Annotated in this window: 13 protein-coding genes; 12 read left to right on the top strand and 1 reads right to left on the bottom strand. The window is 70.3% G+C overall.

Annotation, left to right across the window (positions count from 1 at the left end; translation table 11 throughout):
* Window positions 1-53: 53 nt before the first annotated feature.
* From meaB to icmA, 6 genes are all read left to right on the top strand, one after another.
* Window positions 54-1,067, top strand: a complete 1,014-nt coding sequence (gene meaB, locus ABN034_RS10785; protein WP_349690853.1) for a methylmalonyl Co-A mutase-associated GTPase MeaB — start codon at window positions 54-56, stop codon at window positions 1,065-1,067.
* A gap of 185 nt (window positions 1,068-1,252) precedes the next feature.
* The gene (locus tag ABN034_RS10780; RefSeq protein WP_349326053.1) at window positions 1,253-1,420 is read left to right on the top strand and encodes a hypothetical protein; all 168 of its coding nucleotides are present in this window, start codon (window positions 1,253-1,255) and stop codon (window positions 1,418-1,420) included.
* A complete protein-coding gene (locus ABN034_RS10775; protein ID WP_349690852.1) occupies window positions 1,417-2,082 on the top strand; it encodes a PH domain-containing protein in 666 nt (221 codons plus the stop codon). Before ABN034_RS10780 ends, ABN034_RS10775 begins: the two co-directional genes overlap by 4 nt.
* Before the next feature lie 245 nt (window positions 2,083-2,327).
* Window positions 2,328-3,323: a phosphatase PAP2 family protein gene (locus tag ABN034_RS10770; RefSeq protein WP_349690851.1), complete on the top strand. Its 996-nt coding sequence runs from the start codon at window positions 2,328-2,330 to the stop codon at window positions 3,321-3,323.
* Between the two features lie 99 nt (window positions 3,324-3,422).
* Window positions 3,423-3,938 carry a MarR family winged helix-turn-helix transcriptional regulator gene (locus ABN034_RS10765; RefSeq protein ID WP_349690850.1) on the top strand — a complete coding sequence of 172 codons (516 nt, stop codon included), beginning with the start codon at window positions 3,423-3,425 and terminating at the stop codon, window positions 3,936-3,938.
* A gap of 161 nt (window positions 3,939-4,099) precedes the next feature.
* Window positions 4,100-5,806: a coenzyme B12-dependent isobutyryl-CoA mutase large subunit gene (gene icmA, locus ABN034_RS10760; protein WP_349690849.1), complete on the top strand. Its 1,707-nt coding sequence runs from the start codon at window positions 4,100-4,102 to the stop codon at window positions 5,804-5,806.
* An 82-nt stretch (window positions 5,807-5,888) separates the two neighbouring features.
* Here icmA and ABN034_RS10755 read toward each other — a convergent pair whose 3' ends face one another.
* The gene (locus ABN034_RS10755; protein WP_349690848.1) at window positions 5,889-7,100 is read right to left on the bottom strand and encodes a damage-control phosphatase ARMT1 family protein; all 1,212 of its coding nucleotides are present in this window, start codon (window positions 7,098-7,100) and stop codon (window positions 5,889-5,891) included.
* A gap of 145 nt (window positions 7,101-7,245) precedes the next feature.
* On the opposite strand from ABN034_RS10755, the gene ABN034_RS10750 reads away from it, so the two are divergent.
* From ABN034_RS10750 to ABN034_RS10725, 6 genes are all read left to right on the top strand, one after another.
* The gene (locus tag ABN034_RS10750; RefSeq protein ID WP_349690847.1) at window positions 7,246-8,733 is read left to right on the top strand and encodes an FGGY-family carbohydrate kinase; all 1,488 of its coding nucleotides are present in this window, start codon (window positions 7,246-7,248) and stop codon (window positions 8,731-8,733) included.
* Window positions 8,734-9,015: 282 nt separating this feature from the next.
* Entirely contained in the window at window positions 9,016-9,660 is a 645-nt protein-coding gene (locus tag ABN034_RS10745) for a histidine phosphatase family protein (protein ID WP_349690846.1), read from the top strand.
* A gap of 109 nt (window positions 9,661-9,769) precedes the next feature.
* Window positions 9,770-10,846 carry a 2-hydroxyacid dehydrogenase gene (locus ABN034_RS10740; RefSeq protein WP_349690845.1) on the top strand — a complete coding sequence of 359 codons (1,077 nt, stop codon included), beginning with the start codon at window positions 9,770-9,772 and terminating at the stop codon, window positions 10,844-10,846.
* Window positions 10,843-12,396, top strand: coding sequence for an FGGY family carbohydrate kinase (locus tag ABN034_RS10735; RefSeq protein ID WP_349690844.1), 1,554 nt, complete (start codon window positions 10,843-10,845; stop codon window positions 12,394-12,396). Before ABN034_RS10740 ends, ABN034_RS10735 begins: the two co-directional genes overlap by 4 nt.
* A complete protein-coding gene (locus ABN034_RS10730) occupies window positions 12,393-13,109 on the top strand; it encodes a class II aldolase/adducin family protein (RefSeq protein ID WP_349690843.1) in 717 nt (238 codons plus the stop codon). Before ABN034_RS10735 ends, ABN034_RS10730 begins: the two co-directional genes overlap by 4 nt.
* A gap of 2 nt (window positions 13,110-13,111) precedes the next feature.
* On the top strand, window positions 13,112-14,836 hold the full coding sequence (locus tag ABN034_RS10725; RefSeq protein WP_349690842.1) for a glycerol-3-phosphate dehydrogenase/oxidase: 1,725 nt from the start codon (window positions 13,112-13,114) through the stop codon (window positions 14,834-14,836).
* The last annotated feature ends 67 nt before the right edge of the window (window positions 14,837-14,903 follow it).

The raw sequence follows: 14,903 nt of genomic DNA, 5'->3' as shown, positions 1-14,903 counted from the left end.
GGCGGGCGACGGCGGAACGATGTGGGTAGACAGCAGATGACGGTGGGGCGACGTTGACCGCGGTCCTACGCCGGAACCAGCCGGTCTCCGAGCTGGTCGAACGCGCCCGCGCCGGCGATCCACGAGCGATCGGCCGGCTGATCTCCCTGGTCGAGGACGCCGCTCCGGAACTCCGCGAGGTGGCGGCCGCGCTCGCACCGTACTCCGGCTCGGCCGAGGTCATCGGCATCACCGGCGCACCAGGTGTGGGCAAGTCCACCTGCACATCGGCCCTGGTGACGGCCTACCGGCAGCAGGGTCGGCGGGTGGGGGTCCTGGCCGTCGACCCCTCGTCGCCGTTCTCCGGCGGCGCGCTGCTCGGCGACCGCGTACGCATGCAGGATCACGCCACCGATCGCGAGGTCTTCATCCGGTCGATGGCGGCCCGCGGCCATCTCGGCGGGCTGTCCTGGGCGACGCCGCAGGCGCTGCGGGTCCTCGACGCCGCCGGGTGTTCGGTCGTCCTCGTGGAAACCGTCGGTGTCGGGCAGTCGGAGGTGGAGGTCGCCGGTCTCGCCGACACGACCCTCGTCCTGCTCGCCCCCGGCATGGGCGATGCTGTCCAGGTCGCCAAGGCCGGCCTGCTCGAGGTGGGTGACGTCTACGTCGTCAACAAGGCGGACCGGGACGGCGCGGACCGGCTCGGTCGCGATCTTCGTCACATGCTGAGCCTCGGCGAGCGGCCGGAGGGCGCGTGGCGGCCTCCCATCGTGCGTACTGTCGCACCCTCCGGCGACGGCATCGACGCCCTGGTGGAGGCGGTCGGGCAGCATCGGGACCATCTGCGCGCCAGCGGGGAGCTCACGTCGCGGCGGACCCGCCGCGCCCGGGAGGAGATCGAGGCACTGGCCCTGGTCGACCTGCGCAAACGCCTGGACCTGCTACCACACGACCGGCGCGTCGACGCACTCGCGACGCGGGTGCTTGCCGGCGAGCTCGACCCCTATTCCGCTGCCGACGAACTGGTGGCCGAGGTCGTCGGCGAGGGCACCGGATCCGCGCGGCTTCGAGGGTCCGCGGCGACCTGAAACCTCTTTCGCGGGTTCGCCGCGCCGGGCGGCCTCAGGCGGCCACCATGTCCTAGGCTTTAACGGCCAGGCGATGACATGTACGCCGATTGCAGTTTGCGGCGGGTAACTTCGTACTTAGAGTTTGTAGTGGGCTACAGCACGCATAGAGGGCCGAGTAGGACTCATCGGGAGGAGTGGCAAGCGTGACAGCTGGTACGAAAAAGGTGGTGAGCTGGCTTGCTATCGCCTTGGTCGCGTTCTATCTGGTCACCAACCCGCAGGGTGCCGCGGTAGCGGTCCGGGGCGCGGGAGGCATGATCGGTGACGCGTTCGAAGCCATCATCGCGTTCCTGACCTCCGTCTTCGCGTGACCGGACCCGTTCGCTGGCTTCGGCGCGCGATCGCTGATCCCAAGATCGTGCGTCACCTCCTCGCCGACGAGGGGGAGGTCGTCGTCGACGAGGTACGCCACCACTGGGTGGTCTATCTCATGCCTGTCCTGGAGTGCCTCGTCGCACTCGCGCTGTTCGTCGCGATGCTCTACCTGCCGGTCGAGGCGGCGTGGGTGCCGTTCGCGGGCGCGCTCATCATCTTGGGCCATGCGGGGTGGCGCGCGCTCTGCGAACACATGGACCGGTTCGTCATCACCAACATGCGGGTCTTCCGCGTCAGCGGCGTCCTCACCAAGAAGATCGCGACGACGCCCATCATGCGAATCCTCGACATCACCGTCGACAAGCCGTTCATCGGCCGGATCCTTGGCTACGGCCACTTCATCTTCGAGTCCGCCGCGCAGGAGCAGGGTCTGCGCGACATCAAGTTCGTCGGCAAGCCCGACCAGCGCGACCTCACCATCCAGCGGCTGCTCCAGCGGGCCGGCCTGCGCGCCACGGCCAAGGAACAGGACGAGGATGACCAGGCCGCCGCGGAGGCCGCCGGCGGCGGCGGCGGTGCGTCCAAGGTCGTCCGCACTGTCCGGGCCAACCACCCACGCCGCCCCGGACCGCCGACCGCCCGCCGCCTTCCTCGCTGAGCCGACTGCTGCTGCCTTTTCAGGCACGCTGGGTAAAGTGCATCTCGGACCGTGCACCGTCCGGATGAGAAAACCGGGATGGATGTCCTGGTTCCGGTGAGGATACGGTGAACTGTTCGGTAACGCTCCGCGACAAGACGCGGTAGCAGGAACTCCGCCGAGGCGCCCCCCGTCTATCGTCGAGTACGCCATGACGGCCGCCCGCGGAGGTGGCCCCATCGTCGAGCGAGAGGAGTCGGCACGTCATGCACGGTCGAGTCTCGGGTGAACACCGGGACGAGTCGCGCGCCGGGCGCCTGGCGTTGCCTGCTCTGGCAGTGGGGCTCTATGCCGCCGCTCTGGTGATCTTCGCCGATCTCGGTCGAAACGGTCCGATGATCCGGCTGGACGCCTGGGCGGCGAGCATCTGGCCCTACGAGGGGCCGTACTCCTACTACGTCGCGGACATGATCGACCGGATCGGGCAGCGGCAGGTCTGCGTACCGCTCCTGATCATCGTCGCCTGGGTGGTGTGTCGGCGGATCGGCAGCATGCGCGCGCTCGTGATCAGCACGGTGCTGACCATCACGCTCAACTTCGCCGTCGGCGTCCTGAAGCTCGCGAGTGGGCGGGAGAGCCCGCGCACCGGTGGGCCGGAGATGTTCGTCGGCGACAACGTGCTCTTCCCGTCCGGTCACGCCGCCAACGTGATCTTCCACTACGGCTTGGTCGCGGCGTTGCTTCTCCGCTACACCTACGTGCGGGAATGGCAGCGCAAGCTCCTGCACATCGGCGTGGTGTTCCTGTTCGTCCTCATGACGTTCGTCTCGGTGTATCGGCACACGCACTGGTTGAGTGATCTGATCGCCGGCGGGTTGATCGGCACATCCCTGCTGTGTGTCTCCCTCGCCGCCGACCGCGAATGGGTGCCGCTGGTCAACTGGCTCCGGCGGCTGGCCGGGCCGACCTGGGTGGTCGCCGAATGGGTGATCGAACGCCTCCGCCCCGTTGTCGTGGGCAAGACGAAGCCGGCGATGGCGAAGCTTCCGCAGCCCGTGACGAGAGAGCTGGCGCACAGTGCCCGGGCATCCTCGCCCCCTGGTGGGCGCGGATTGGTGCCCACCACGCGGCACCCGGCGGCGCCCGGTTCCACGTCGGTCGGCGGCGTCGTGTCCCGCCGGAAGGGCGGACGTGAGGATGCCGGCCCGGACGGTCGCGAGCCTGAGGCTGTCGTCAGGCCGCGGTCCTCGTCCTGGTCCTGACCACCCGTGTCGAGGTGGCCGGGCCCGGTATGGAGCCGGTCCGGCCCACCGCCTGGGTCGTGAACCTGGGCCGCCCAGGCCCCTGTTACGTTCCTCGTCATGGCTAAGAGGAGGCCCCTGCCGTTCGACCCGGTTCAGGAGGCGGCCCGGCAGTGGGAGGGCCACTTCGGCGCCGACGCGGCCGTCGAGCCGATGCGGGCGGTCACGTCCTTGATGCGGGTGCAGCAGATCGTCCTCCGCCGGCTCGACGACGTGTTGCGGCGATACGACCTGACCTTCGCGAGGTACGAAGCGTTGGTGCTGTTGACCTTCACGCGGACCGGCGCGCTGCCGCTCGGCAAGATGGGCGAGCGGCTCCAGGTGCATCCGACGTCGGTGACCTCGATCGTGCGGCGGCTCGAACGCGACGGCCTGGTCCGGCGTACACCCCATCCGGAGGATGGTCGTGGCGTCCTGGCGGAGGTGACCGATGAGGGTCGCGCGGTCGTGGGGGCCACCACCAAGGAGCTGGTGGGGATGCGCTTCGGGCTGGACCCGCTCGATGACGAGAGTCTCGCGGGGGTGCACGACATACTGACCCGGGTCCGTCGCGACGCGGGCGACTTTCTCCCCTGACGTCCGGGAATCTCCCCTGGCGTCGGGAAATGCCGGGCTGATCCTCGTCCCGGAGTCCGTCGATCCTGAGGTTCCGACCGGTGTTCACGGCGCGGTAGTTGGACGTCCTACTATCCTGGCGGTGGGCGCCTCACAAGGGCACCTCACAGCCGGGAGGAACCATGAGCGTCGAGGACATCGAAGCCGGTCGGGGCCGCTGGCAGGAGCGGTACGAAGCGGCAGCCCGCAAGATCCGGTCCGCAGGGCCGGGCGGCGGCGGGCAGGACTTCCGGCGTACGACGATCTCCGGCGACGAAGTAGCGCCGGTCTACGGTCCGCCGGAAGGTGCCGACATCCCGCGTTTCGAGCGGATCGGCTGGCCGGGAGAGTTTCCGTACACCCGCGGGCTCTATCCCACCGGTTACCGCGGACGGAGCTGGACGATCCGGCAGTTCGCCGGGTTCGGCAACGCCCAACAGACCAACGAGCGTTACAAGATGATCCTCGCGAACGGCGGCGGTGGGCTGTCGGTGGCGTTCGACATGCCGACGCTGATGGGCCGTGACTCCGACGAGCCGCAGTCGCTCGGCGAGGTGGGGCACTGTGGGGTGGCGATCGACTCCGCTGCCGACATGGACGTGCTCTTCGCCGGCATCCCGCTCGGAGAGGTCACGACGTCGATGACCATCTCCGGTCCGGCGGTGCCGATCTTCTGCATGTACCTCGTCGCGGCCGAGCGCCAGGGCGTCGACATCGCCAGCCTCAACGGCACGCTGCAGACCGACATCTTCAAGGAGTACATCGCGCAGAAGGAGTGGCTGTTCCCGCCGCAGCCGCACCTGCGGCTCATCGGCGACCTGATGGAGTTCTGCGTCAAGGAGATTCCCGCGTACAAGCCGCTGTCGGTGTCGGGCTACCACATCCGCGAGGCGGGCTCGACGGCCGCGCAGGAGCTGGCGTTCACGCTGGCGGACGGATTCGGCTACGTCGAGCTCGGACTGTCGCGCGGGTTGGACGTGGACCTGTTCGCGCCGGGGCTGTCGTTCTTCTTCGACGCGCACATCGACTTCTTCGAGGAGATCGCGAAGTTCCGCGCGGCGCGGCGGATCTGGGCGCGCTGGCTGCGCGACGTCTACGGCGCGAAGACCGAAAGGGCGCAGTGGCTGCGCTTCCACACCCAGACCGCTGGCGTGTCCCTGACGGCGCAGCAGCCGTACAACAATGTCGTGCGTACGGCGGTGGAGGCACTGGCCGCTGTTCTCGGTGGCACGAACTCCCTGCACACCAACGCGCTCGACGAGACGCTCGCCCTGCCGTCGGAGCAGTCCGCAGAGATCGCCCTGCGTACCCAGCAGGTTCTGCGGGAGGAGACCGAGGTCGCGAACGTCGCGGACCCCCTGGGCGGGTCGTGGTACGTCGAGGCGTTGACGGACCGGCTGGAAGCCGAGGCGGAGGAGACCTTCGCCCGGATCAAGGACATGGGCGGTGACGGGACCATCACCTCCGGATTGCTGCGCGGCATCGAGGACGGATGGTTCATGGCGGAGATCGCCGAGGCCGCGTTCGAGTACCAGCAGGCGTTGGAAAAGGGCGAGAAGAAGATCGTCGGCGTCAACGCCCACACCTCCACCGTGACCGGCGAGGTCGAGATCCTGCGGGTGAGCCACGAGGTCGAGGCCGAACAAGTCCGCGTGCTGGCCGAGCGCCGCAAGACGCGGTCGCAAATCGAGGTCGACGCCGCACTGAGACGGTTGCGGGAGGTGGCGCGGACCGAGCAGAACGCCGTCCCGGTGATCCTGGAGGCGGCGCGCGCCGAGGCGACCCTCGGGGAGATCTGCGGTGCGCTGAAGGACGAGTGGGGCGACTACCGCGAGCCCGCGATGTTCTGAGGGCCGCTCGAGTTCTGGCCCGGACTGGCATCCAGCTCCGGACCGGCATCAGCTCCGGACCGGCCTCAGCTCCGGACCGGCCTCAGCTCCGGACCTGGATCAGGGCATAGCTGCCGCTGGTCCGCCAGTCGTCGCTCGTGGCGTCGAGTGTCTCCACCGCCGGCGCGGGCAGGCCGGCGACGACATCGGACTTGAGGATCCGCAGGGCGGCTACCGCGCTGGGGAAGTACGCAGCGAGCTCGCCGAAGGGCGTGGTCGGTGCCCAGACGCGATCGTCGACGAGTCGCCGGTAGTTCAGGTCTCCCTTGACGATCGTGAGGCTGGCGTCGGCGAAGTTCGCCCGCAGGTCGCCGGGCATCGCGTGGAACGTCAACGGAGCACACCAGAACGGGTGCGTGGCGAGCGTGAGTCGTCCGGTCCTGATCGCCTCCGCGAGGCGTTGCCCGCGTACCGACGCCTGCCCGTGCGCCGCTGAGAGCCGGCGGAGGCAGGCGAGCGTGTCGGCGGTGGTGGCATCAGAGACGTAGTAGGGGTACGGCTTGACGTGCAGGACGACCACGTCCGCCCGACCGGAGTGCAGCAGGTGGTCGACGAGGATGAGGTCTGGCAGCAGTTCCTGTGCCGCGTTGTCCGCGATGACGCAGACCTTGCCCGGACGCGCCGGGTCGAGCAGGGACCAGAGGCGCGCGCTGTCGTCGACGATCGTCCCCGGCGTTGCTCCGTCGGTTGCCCCGTCGGTTGCTGCGTCCGTTGCTCCGTCGGCGACCATGCGGAAGCCGAGGTCCGCGCGGTTGCCCCACAGCGCCGCCTCGAGCACGGCCCGGTCGACTTCGACGTCGGGGAGGTCGGTGAGCTCGTCCAGCCCCGCCAACTCGGCCTCGACTCCGGCGCCTCGCAGTTCGGCGTCCTTGATCGGCGCGAACGGGTCGACGCCCTGCCAAGGACCTGGGTCGTAGTAGCCAACCGCTGCGAGGACCTTGCGGTAGAAGTAGCTCTCGGCCCACAGCCACGGCACGTCGTACCACCGTTTGCCGAGGTACGGCCGGGCCCACTCCCGCCAGCGTTCGTGGTCGCCCGCGGCGTCGTCGAGAGGCTCGATCACACCGCCGGTGGCCTGCTCGAGAAGTAGCCGCAGCCGATGCTGGTGCCGGGGTGGGTACGGATTGCTGTCGAGAACCCGGCGGATCAGTTCCGGGTGACGGTCGTGGAGAACGCTCCACGGGAACGAGCCGGGCTCGTTGCTGTGGATCGTCGGCGGTCGGTCGGATGTCTCTTGCACGAGTGGCTTCCGCACCTACTTCGATGATGGCAACTGGTGCCACCGAGGTTATTCGGCTCCTCCCACTCGACACGACCAACCGGGTCGAGTAGGAGGAGTCGGCACCCTTCCTGACCGTTACCGTTGAAGTGTCGCAGCCGTCGTGGTCAGGGAGGCCCGCGTGGAGCACGGTGGTGGGTCCAGCCCGCGGACCGGGTCCGGCGGGGATCACGAGGCGATCTGGTTGGGCGTCGACCTGGGTACTCAGGGCGTCCGCGTCATCGCTGCCACCGGAGACGGGCAGGTGGTAGCGCGCGCGGGTGTCGCGTTGACGAGTGTGCGGGACGGTCACCGGCACGAACAGGACCCGGAGGACTGGTGGTCGGCGTTCATCCGTGCCGCCGGGTCAGCCACGCGCGACCTTGACAGCGCGCGGATCCGTGGCTTGTCGGTGTGCAGCACATCGGGAACCGTTCTCTTCGTGGAGTCCGCGGGTGACGAGCCCTCGCGGCCGGTGTCGCCGGCACTGATGTACGACGACGGTCGGGCAGTGGAGTACGCCGACCGGATCGGTCGGGCGCCAGCGCCGGGATGGCTCACCGCGGGCGCCCGGCCGCAGGTGACCTGGGGACTCGCCAAAGCGCTGTGGTTGCTCGACCACGCCGACGTGCCGCGCCGGGCGCGACTCGCCCACCAGGCAGACGTCGTGACCTCCCGGCTGGTCGGCGTACCGGTCGCGACCGACTGGAGTCACGCGCTGAAGACCGGTGTCGACCTGGAGACCGGCGAGTGGCCGGTGGACGTCCTCGAGCGCTGCGGGCTCGACGCCGCTCGGTTGCCCGCCGTGGTCCCGCCGGGGGCGATTCTCGGAGCGGTCGGCGCGGGGGCCGCCGCGCTCACCGGGATCCCTGCCGGTACGCAGGTCTTCGCGGGGCTCACCGACGGATGTGCCGCGCAGGTCGCTTCAGGTGCGCTGGCGGTCGGCTCCTGGAACTTCGTCCTCGGCACGACGCTGGTCCTCAAGGGCACCACGAAGGAGCCGCTGCGGGATCCGAGCGGTGCGGTCTACTCCCATCGCAGCCCGGACGGGACATGGTGGCCGGGCGGCGCGTCGAGCGCGGGCGCGGGTGCGCTCGCGGCGGAGTTCGGCGGCGCCGACCTGGCGTCGCTCGATGAGGCCGCCGCCGCGCGGGAGCCGGCTGGGTGCCTGCGATATCCCCTCGTGGGAACAGGGGAGCGGTTCCCGTTCCGGCGCACGGACGCCGTGGGGTTCACGGTGGGGTCGCCCCGCGATGATGCCGATCGTTACGCCGCGCTGTTGCAGGGCGTGGGTTTCGTCGAACGGCTGAGCCTGGACCACGTGCGCGGGCTGGGCGCGTCGGTCGGTACGTCGGTCCGGCTCACCGGCGGGGGAACCCGCAGTGCGTACTGGTGCCAGCTCCAGGCCGACATCCTCGGTGGCGAGGTGGTGGTGCCGGAAGTGGCGGACGGAGCGTTCGGGATGGCCGTGCTGGCGGCGCGGTCGGCGTACGGCTCGCTGGAGGACGCGGCGGCCAAAATGGTGCGGATACGGGCGCGATTCGTGCCCCGGGCCGAGGTGTCGGAGCGGCTGAGTGAGGCCTACGTCCGATGGCGGGCCGAACTCCGCTCCCGCGGCTGGCTGTCCTGATCGGGACGTCCGCCCAGACCCGGCGTCCCGTGATCATGATCGTGATCATGAAAGTTTTGTCGATGTATGCGCCGTTTTTCTTCATGATCACGGCGGGACACTTGCGGTCAAGAAGTTCCGCGGGCGAGGTCAAAGCACGGCCGAGCCGTCATGATCACGGCGCGACCCTTGCGGTCAAGAAACTCCGGCGGGCGAGGGCAAAGCACGGGCGAGCCCGTCATGATCACCAGTCGGGGCGCCTGGCGAGCGTAGGGGGTTGCGGCGACGGTCTATGGTCGATGCGTGACGAGGCGCACCAGCACCCCGGTGACCGTGTTCCTGATCCGCCACGGCGAGACGCCCTACCACGCAGAGAACCGCTATGCCGGCAGGACCGACCTGCCGTTGACCGATCGCGGCCAGGCGCAGGCGCTCGAGCTCGGCGAGTGGGCGGCGGCGGCTCGGCTGTCCGGCATCGTGGCTTCGCCACTGCGCCGGGCGCGCCAGACCGCGGAGCCGGTGGCCAGCAAGACCGGGCTCGACCTGGTGCTCGACGAGCGCCTGGTCGAGCTCGATTTCGGTGCCGCCGACGGCCTGACCGCCGCCGAGATGCGGGAGCGGTTCCCGGCGGAGCGGGCGGCGTTCGAGGCCGATCCGTACTCCCATCCGTTCCCGGATGGCGAGGCGCCGTGTGACGCGCTGACCCGCGGGCGGGCGGCCTTGGCCGACCTCGCCTCCGGCGAACGCGGCGAGCGGGTACTCGTCGTGGCGCACGGCACCTTCCTCCGGATCGTCCTGTGCGACCTTCTCGGTCTTCCGCCCGGCCGCTACCGCTCGGCGTTCCCCGTGATCCGCAACGCCACGGGTGCGGTGTTGCGGCGTACGGCAGATTCCTGGGGTCTGGTCGCGTGGAACCCGCCGCTCGTGCTGGGCGCGCACACCTGGTGACCGGACTCGTCGGACGACGTCGGATGACAGGGGGTCAGCGACCCGGTGACCGCGCGAGGGGGATGTGGTGATCATGAAGCCTGACGGGTCCGTGAAGGATGACGGGGCTATGGAGCCCCGAAGCCTTCATGATCACGATCATGATCACCGGATTCTGGCGGTGGGGGATGAGTTCGTACGCACGGACCTGTTGGTGCGGGCTCTGCGGGACCGGATCGGTGCGGGACCAAGGATCCAGGAACTCGCGCTGGATTGGCCGACGACGCCGTGGGGCGATGTTGCGGAGGTGACCGAGGCGGCGGGCGATGAGGACACGATCATCGCCGCCCTCGCCGGAGTCCACGCCGCCGTCACCCACCTGGCGCCGTTCACCGAACGCGTCTTCGCGGGCGCCCCCGACCTGCGCCTGGTCGTCGTGTCCCGCGGCGGCCCTGTCAACGTCAACCTGACCGCGGCCACCGAGGCCGGCGTGACCGTCTGCTACGCACCTGGACGCAACGCGCAGGCGGCGGCGGAGTTCGCCGTGGGCCTGCTCCTCGCGACGTGCCGCAACATCGCGGCCGGCCACGCCGACCTCCGCAGCGGTAGCTGGCCCGACCACTACTTCCGTTACGACTCCGCCGGCTTCGAACTGCACGGCTCCACCGTCGGTCTGGTCGGCTACGGCGCCATCGGCCGGATCGTCGCCCGGATCCTCACCGCGTTCGGCGCCCACGTCCTGGCGTACGACCCGATGGCGCCGGCGAAAGCGTTCGGTCCCGAAGTCGAGCGGGTCGACGCCCTCACCGACCTCCTGGCCCGCTCGCGCGCGGTGAGCCTGCACGCGCGGCTCACCCCCGAGACGACACATCTGATCGGTGCCGCCGAGCTGGCGGCCATGCCCGAGGACGCGGTGCTCGTCAACACCGCACGGGGTGGGCTCCTCGACTACGACGCACTCTGCGACGCGCTGGACTCCGGCCACCTCGCCGCATCCGGTCTCGACGTCTACCCGGCCGAACCCCTCCCGCCGGACTCGCGTCTCTTCACCACCCGCGGCATCGTGATGGCACCGCACATCGCCGGCTGCAGTCGCGAGGTGGCCGAACGCGCGGCCAGGATCTGTGCCGACGAGGTGGGTAGGTGGCTCGCCGGTGAGCCACCGCTGCACTGCGCCAACCCCGACGTGCTGGGGGCCGCCACGTGAGCTACATCGGCGTCGACATCGGTACGTCGGTCATCAAGGCCGCGAGTTTCGACACCGGTGGTCGCCAGCTCGCGGTCGCGTCCCAGCCCGCACAGGTCGTGAGCCCGCGGCCGGGGTGGTTCGAGCAGGACATGGACGACGTCTTCGCGGCGGTCGCGGGCGTGATCGGGCAGCTGGTGGGCGGCGGCGCGGCGGCCCCGGAGCTGATCGCCCTCACCGGGCAGGGCGACGGTGTGTGGTTGGTCGACGCCGACGGTCACGCCGTCCGTCCGGCCGTGTCGTGGATGGACGCCCGCGCCGCCGGGATCGTCGACCGGTGGCAGGCCGACGGCACGGTCGAGGCGGCGTTCCGGCGTACGGGTGGGGCGATGTTCCCCGGGTCGCCAGGGCCGGTGCTCGCCTGGCTCGATGCGTACGAGCCGGACGTTCTCGACCGAGCCCGCACGGCGGGTTACTGCAAGGACATGGTGATGCAGCGGCTCACCGGCCTGCGGGCGACCGACGCCTCCGACGCGTCGCAGCCGTTCCTCGATCCGGCCACGAGGACGTACGCACGAGACGTTCTCGACCACTGCGGCCTCGCCCACCGGGCAGACCTGCTGGCGCCCGTGGTCGAACCCGTGCCGGCGGCCGGTCTCACCGGGAAGGCGGCGACGCTGCTCGGCCTGCCGGAGGGTACGCCGGTCACCGCCGGGCCGTTCGACCTGCCGGCCTGCGCGCTCGGCTCCGGCGTCACCGCACCCGGCCAGGGTCACCTCATCGTCGGCACCACGCTCGCCTGTCAAGTCATCGTTGACACCCTCGACCTCTCCGGCGAGGTCGCCGGGCTCACGCTCGCACTCACCACGCCCGGCCAGTGGTTGCGGGCGATGCCGGCGATGGTCGGTACGGCGGCGCTGGACTGGATCCTCGCCCGCGTCGGGGTTCCCCATGCGGAGGTCGACGACCTGCTCGCGGAAACGGAGCCGGGTGCGGGTGGGGTCGACTGCCTGCCGTACTTCTCGCCGGCGGGGGAGCGGGCGCCCTTCGTCGAGTCGGGTGCACGCGCCCGCCTCGACGGGCTCACCCTGCACACGTCGACCGGCGAGCTGGTACGTGCGGTCTGCGAGGGCATCGCGTTCGCCGCCCGACACTGCTTCGAGGCGGCCAGCGCCGGTGGGGCGACCCTGCAGGAGGTCACGTGCTGCGGCGGCGGGACCCGGAGCCGGCAGTGGCTGCAGTTGTTCGCCGACGTCCTCGGCCGGGAGGTCCGGGTCGCCGCCAAACCGGAGGTGGGAGCCTATGGGGCAGTACTCGCCGGGCTCGCGGCAATCGACACTGGGGTCGACACCGGCGTCGACACCAGCGGATGGACCGAGCCGGCCGCCGTCGTGCAACCCGCGCCCAGGTCGATGGGTGTCTACGCAGAGAAGTACGCGCGATACCTCGCCGCCGTCGGCCGGGCCCGCACGGAGTGGAAGGAGCGTTCGTTGACTCATCCGTCCGACGCAGTTCGCGGCCACCCTGCTGGCGCCGACGACCAGCCCGGCGCATCTGGAGGTCCGGCATGAAACTGGAGCGGGAGCGCGCTGAGGTCGTGAGGTACGCACAGTCGCTGCGCCCCGACGGCCTCGTGGTCGGTACGTCGGGCAACCTCAGCATCCGGGTCGGCGATCTGGTCGTCGCGACGCCGAGCGGCCTCGACTACGACGCCCTCACGCCCGAACTCGTCTGCGTGTGCGACCTCGAGGGCCGGCTGCTCGAAGGGCCGCTGGAACCCACCTCGGAGATGCCGCTCCACCTGTCGGTCTACACCACGACGGCCCACCAGGCGGTGGTCCACACCCACGCGACCGCCGCGGCCGCGGTTTCGCTGCTCGTGGACGAGCTGCCGTCGATCCACTACCTCGTCGCGCTGTTCGGCGGAGCGGTCCGCGTCGCGCCCTACGCGACGTACGGCACTCCCGAACTCGCCTCCTCGGTGATCGAGGCCCTCGAAGGGCGGACCGGCGCCCTGATGGCCAACCACGGGACGGTGACGGTCGGTACGAACCTCGCCCAGGCGTACACGCTGAACCACTACCTCGAATGGCTGTGCGAGGTCTGGCTGCGGGCCTCGACCGCGGGCGGAACGATGGGCCTGCAGCCGCGCGAGCTGCCACCGGAGGAGATCGAGCGGGTGATCGCGAAGTTCGCGACGTACGGCCAGGCCGTCCCGGCGGACCAGGCTGAGCCGTCCGGCGAGACCAGCGCGGATCCGTCCGGCGAGACCAGCGGCGGGTGACGATGGACCGGTCCCGCCTCTCCGCCGCCCGCAGGGACGAACAGCTGCGGACTCTCGGCGCCCGCAGCTTCGATCTCGCGGTCGTCGGTGGTGGCGTGACCGGGGCTGGCGTCGCGCTGGACGCCGTGGCCCGCGGGCTCACCGTGGTGTTGGTCGAGGCCGGCGATCTGGCGAGCGGTACGTCATCGCGATCGGGCAAGGTCTTCCACGGCGGGCTGCGCTATCTCGAACAGCTCAACTTCGGGCTCGTCCGGGAGGCCCTTCTCGAACGCGACCTGATGGTCGAACGGTTGTGCCCACACCTGGTGGAGGCCGAACCGTTCCTCTTCCCGTTCACCCGACACTGGCAGCGGCCGTACGTCGGGGCCGGTGTCGCGTTGTACGACCTGTTCCGGTTGAGCGGCTCGCGCAGCGTGCCGGGGCACCGGCACCTGCGGCGGCGGGCCGTCCTCGCCGAGATGCCCGCGTTGCGGCCGGACCGGATCACCGGCGGTGTGCAGTACCACGACGTCCGCGTCGACGACGCCCGGCACACGATGACCGTCGCCCGGACAGCCGCGAGTCTCGGCGCGACGGTCATCACCCGGGCGCGCGTGGTGGCGACCATCCGCGAGGCCGGGCGGGTGCGGGGCGTACGCGTCCACGATCTCGAGTCGGGCCACCACGTCGATGTGTCGGCACGCGTCGTCGTCAACGCCGCCGGTGTGTGGGCCGACGAGGTACAGGCGCTCGCCGGTCAGCAGAACCTCATGGTGACGGCGGCGAAGGGGGTCCACGTCGTCGTACCCGCCGACCGGATCGAGTCGCGTACCGGCCTCATCGCGAAGACTCGCGACAGCGTCTTCATCATCCGCCGGTGGTTCGACTACTGGCTGATGGGGACGACCGACACCGCGTGGGAGTACGACCGGGACCGTCCACTCGCGACCAGGGCCGACACCGACTACCTGCTCGACCAGGCCAACCACTGGCTGCGGCGCAAACTCACCTACGACGACGTGGTGGGCGTCTATGCCGGTCTGCGGCCCCTCCTCGCCCGCACCGGGGGAGGAGCGAGCGGCCTGCTCGGCACCGACTCGACCGCGGCGGTCCGGCGGGACCACACCGTGGTCGAAGGACCGCTGGGCATGGTCACGGTGGTCGGCGGCAAGTACACGACGTACCGGCTGATGGCCCGCGACGCGGTCAGCGCCGCCGCCCGCCCTCTTCGTCGTACCCTCCCGGCGTCCACCACCGACCGGCTGCCGCTGCTCGGTGCGGTGGGGTTCGAGGCCCTACGGCACCAGCGGGAGGCGTTGGCCCGCGACGCCGGTCTCGACGTGGAGTGGATCGACCACCTGCTCGGCCGCTACGGCACCCTCGTCACCGAGGTGCTCGACCTCATCGCCGACAACCCGGCCCTCGGCCGGCCCTTGCTCGGTGCGCCGCACTATCTCGCCGCGGAGGTCGTCTACGCGGTGCAGGCCGAAGGTGCGCTCCATCTCGTCGACGTTCTGGCTCGCCGCACGCGGGTGTTCATGGAGACCGCTGACCGGGGTACGCATGCGGCGCCGAACGCAGCCCGGTTGATGGGCGAGGTCCTGGGTTGGGACGACACGCGGCGGGGCGAGGAGATCGCGGCCTATCGCCGGATGGTCGACGCCGAGCGCCGAGCCGCGGAGATGCCGACCGACGAGAAGGCCGTCGAGACCTGGCGCTCTCTCGCGGATTCGCCGGACTCGACCTGATCCGTGATCATGATCGTGATCATGAAGAGTGTGCGGATCTCCCATGATCAAGAGGCAGAAACCGGGC

Origin of the sequence: Actinopolymorpha sp. B11F2, assembly GCF_040195635.1 — a bacterium.
Taxonomy (GTDB): domain Bacteria; phylum Actinomycetota; class Actinomycetes; order Propionibacteriales; family Actinopolymorphaceae; genus Thermasporomyces.
This window is presented reverse-complemented; position numbering and strand designations above follow the sequence as displayed.